6 protein-coding genes and 1 pseudogene are annotated in these 2,956 nt (G+C 35.8%); 2 read left to right on the forward strand and 5 right to left on the reverse strand.

Features of this window, described 5'->3' with window-relative positions; genetic code table 11:
- Nucleotides 1-70: 70 nt before the first annotated feature.
- Nucleotides 71-1,390 carry an FADH(2)-oxidizing methylenetetrahydrofolate--tRNA-(uracil(54)-C(5))-methyltransferase TrmFO gene (gene trmFO / locus FJR05_RS20855; protein WP_168645889.1) on the reverse strand — a complete coding sequence of 440 codons (1,320 nt, stop codon included), beginning with the start codon at nucleotides 1,388-1,390 and terminating at the stop codon, nucleotides 71-73.
- 119 nt (nucleotides 1,391-1,509) lie between these two features.
- On the opposite strand from trmFO, the gene FJR05_RS20860 reads away from it, so the two are divergent.
- The gene (locus FJR05_RS20860) at nucleotides 1,510-1,776 is read left to right on the forward strand and encodes a type II toxin-antitoxin system ParD family antitoxin (protein WP_168645890.1); all 267 of its coding nucleotides are present in this window, start codon (nucleotides 1,510-1,512) and stop codon (nucleotides 1,774-1,776) included.
- Complete coding sequence (locus FJR05_RS20865) at nucleotides 1,773-2,063, forward strand: type II toxin-antitoxin system RelE/ParE family toxin (RefSeq protein ID WP_168645891.1); 291 nt, start codon at nucleotides 1,773-1,775, stop codon at nucleotides 2,061-2,063. Before FJR05_RS20860 ends, FJR05_RS20865 begins: the two co-directional genes overlap by 4 nt.
- Here FJR05_RS20865 and FJR05_RS20870 read toward each other — a convergent pair.
- From FJR05_RS20870 to FJR05_RS20885, 4 genes and pseudogenes are all read right to left on the reverse strand, one after another.
- A complete protein-coding gene (locus tag FJR05_RS20870) occupies nucleotides 2,060-2,275 on the reverse strand; it encodes a type II toxin-antitoxin system HicB family antitoxin (RefSeq protein ID WP_168645892.1) in 216 nt (71 codons plus the stop codon). The genes FJR05_RS20865 and FJR05_RS20870 overlap by 4 nt on opposite strands.
- A gap of 68 nt (nucleotides 2,276-2,343) precedes the next feature.
- Nucleotides 2,344-2,679 carry a XisI protein gene (locus tag FJR05_RS20875; protein WP_168645893.1) on the reverse strand — a complete coding sequence of 112 codons (336 nt, stop codon included), beginning with the start codon at nucleotides 2,677-2,679 and terminating at the stop codon, nucleotides 2,344-2,346.
- A 33-nt stretch (nucleotides 2,680-2,712) separates the two neighbouring features.
- A pseudogene (locus tag FJR05_RS20880) lies at nucleotides 2,713-2,820 on the reverse strand (transposase); the annotation flags it as partial.
- 25 nt (nucleotides 2,821-2,845) lie between these two features.
- Nucleotides 2,846-2,956 (reverse strand): transposase (locus tag FJR05_RS20885; RefSeq protein ID WP_168645894.1); only part of this gene is annotated, 111 nt, incomplete at its 5' end.

Raw genomic sequence — 2,956 nt, forward strand, 5'->3', positions numbered from 1 at the left:
TTTGTGAAGCATAAAATAAGCTTTTGGCTCACTTTATGCTTCAAGTCACAATTAGGTATTCATGATTTAATTAGTTAATAAATTGCTGTTTCCAAGTTGCTAAATCTGCTAAGGATCTATCGCGGTAACGTCCATATTTCTCCGGTTTACTCTTAATTTTCACACCCAAATCTGGAACAATCCCGAAATTAGGAGCCATTGGTTGAAAATGCTTTGGTGCAGCGGATCTGATAAACTCAAATAAAGCCCCCATCATCGTTGTCACGGGCAAAATTAGGGGTTCTTTTCCTAAAGCTAACCTAGCAGCATTTGTTCCTGCTAACCAACCTCCAGCAGATGCAGCAGTATAACCTTCTGTACCTATTAATTGTCCCGCAGCTAGTAAAGTTGGACGTTCTTTAAATTGCAAACTTGCAGACATTAATTGCGGTGCATTTAAAAAAGTATTGCGGTGCATGACTCCTAATCTGACAAACTCAGCTTTTTCCAAACCAGGAATCATTTGAAAAACTCGTTTTTGTTCACCCCAGCGCAAATTAGTTTGAAAACCAACCATATTCCAAAGTTGACCGGCTTTATCTTCTTGTCGTAGTTGAATTACCGCATAATTACGTTCTCCATTGCGAGGATCTGATAAACCCACTGGTTTGAGGGGACCATAACGCATGGTATCTTCACCCCTTCTGGCCATTTCTTCAATTGGTAAACAAGCTTCAAAAAATTTCGCCGTTTCCTTTTCAAAGTCTTTTAATTCTGTTTGTTCTGCTTGACAAAGTGCTTCTCTAAATTGTAAATACTGCTCTTTATTCATCGGACAATTCAGATAAGCTGCTTCACCTTTATCATAGCGAGAAGCCATAAAAGCAATATCTTTATTAATAGAATCTCCGACAATAATCGGACTCGCAGCATCAAAAAAGTTGAGATATTCCATCCCCGTAAACCGCTGTAAATCTGCGGATAAATCGGGACTGGTTAAAGGTCCAGAAGCTAAAACAACAATACCTTCAGGAATTTCTTTAACTTCCCCCCGTCGGAAATCAATTAAAGGGTGATTGGCTAGAGTTTTGGTCAAATCTTCCCCAAATTGTCCTCTATCTACCGCCAAAGCCCCACCAGCGGGGACTGCGTGTTCATCTGCTTTGGCGATGACAATAGAACCGAGTTGACGGAGTTCTTCGTGTAATAGACCGGCGGCGCGATCGCTCGCCATAGCCCCAAAAGAGTTACTACAGACCAATTCAGCCAAATTTTCCGTATGATGGGCAGGGCTGAACCTTTTAGGGCGCATCTCGTGGAGAATTACAGGCACGCCGGCTTGGGCTATTTGCCATGCTGCTTCTGTTCCTGCGAGTCCGCCGCCAATTACTTGTATCGGTTGTTGTGTCATAGTTGTTTTTTTGTGCTTTTTTATTATTGCTTTGGTTATAATAACAATTAATAATAGGTTACAATGATTAATGCTGAATCCTCAAGTTGTTAAATTCATCAATTTTGGTATTTATGACTATGAATATTAGCCTTCAACCAGAACAGGAACAGTTAATTCAAGCGAAATTGCAAACTGGTAAATACGAAAATGCCTATCAGGTAATTGTAGCAGCTTTGCAATTATTAGAGGAAAGAGATAAACATTATGAACAATGGTTAGACGAAACCCGTAAAAAAGTAGCTGTGGGTATTGAACAAGCTAATAGGGGACAATTGACTGATGGTGATGTTGCTTTTGCTAAATTGCGAGAAAAACTTGCTAAAAAAGGTGAATCTTCGCAATGAGTAATTATAGTTTAACAGATCAGGCAATTGAAGATATCAATGAAATTTGTGATTATCTATCAGGTTTCAATTTAGATTCTGCAAATCAATTTTTAAATAATATTGAACAAAAATGTCAAGTGTTAGCACAATTTCCTAACATGGGGCGTAGTTATGCTGAATTATCACCAGAATTACGAGGAATATCTGTTAATCCTTATATTATTTTCTATCGGTTGATTAAAGATGAGGTAGAAATTATTAGAGTAGTTAACGGATATCGTAATCTTGAATCTTTGTTTTCTTAATGATACATAATAAAAATTTCGCTTTTGAGACGATTTTTTATTTCTGAAGGTGAACCAAATTTTAAAAATAATTCAATTGCTTCTTTTAAATTATCTTTTGCTTCCTCAATACTATCTCCTTGACTAGCAATATCTAATTCTGGACAAAGGGAAACATACCCATTGTCTTCCTTTTCAATAATTACAGTAAATCTTTGTTTAATAGTTGACATGGAATATGTAAACTCCTTTATACTATTATACTGCTTATTGTCAAATATTTTAAATACTAAATTCCAAATTAAGAAACCGCATATTGTGAATGTTGTCTCAGTGCAGGATAATGAAAACCGATGACAATTTCTTGCTTTGAAATTCCCATTTCTTCTAGTTCTTCACCAACATCAATATCTGTATTATTTTCCTGAAGCCAAATTTTTCCATCTTTGATATCAAAATGAAATATACAGGAATGAATTCGACGTTTTTTATCCCAACCCGTTCGCAATAAAAGGTAATGATCATTTTCTGTATCAAAGATCAATTGGGTTTCCATATTTTGATCTTTTGATCCATATTTTGCGTGTTGGGTGAGAAATTCTCGCAAACATTGGCGATAGTAATTTAGTTTATCCATAATTTTAATTTAATTTCGGCTCTTGCGTCCCTTTTATGGAGAATTAATACTAAAGTGCCAGTTTAATAAACTACGTAATCTAAAATTACTAAAGTTACGAAATCCATATCCAAGTCTTTTGATTAATTTGAGTTTATGGCTCTTCGGTACTTGTTATGCTAAACTATTAAACAAAATGCCAGTTTAATAAGCATCTAATTCGGAAATTCTCAAAGTTTTTAAATCCATATCCCGACCGTTTTATTAGTTTAAGCTTGTTATTAATTCCTTCCACAGT

It is taken from the genome of Dolichospermum sp. UHCC 0259 (genome assembly GCF_009711935.1).
GTDB lineage: Bacteria > Cyanobacteriota > Cyanobacteriia > Cyanobacteriales > Nostocaceae > Dolichospermum.

Bases quoted from the DNA above. Each gene is read 5' to 3' on its own strand.
- FJR05_RS20870 (WP_168645892.1), bottom strand. From the start codon at position 2,275: ATGTCAACTATTAAACAAAGATTTACTGTAATTATTGAAAAGGAAGAC.
- FJR05_RS20860 (WP_168645890.1), top strand. From the start codon at position 1,510: ATGAATATTAGCCTTCAACCAGAACAGGAACAGTTAATTCAAGCGAAA.
- trmFO (WP_168645889.1), bottom strand. From the start codon at position 1,390: ATGACACAACAACCGATACAAGTAATTGGCGGCGGACTCGCAGGAACA.
- FJR05_RS20875 (WP_168645893.1), bottom strand. From the start codon at position 2,679: ATGGATAAACTAAATTACTATCGCCAATGTTTGCGAGAATTTCTCACC.
- FJR05_RS20865 (WP_168645891.1), top strand. From the start codon at position 1,773: ATGAGTAATTATAGTTTAACAGATCAGGCAATTGAAGATATCAATGAA.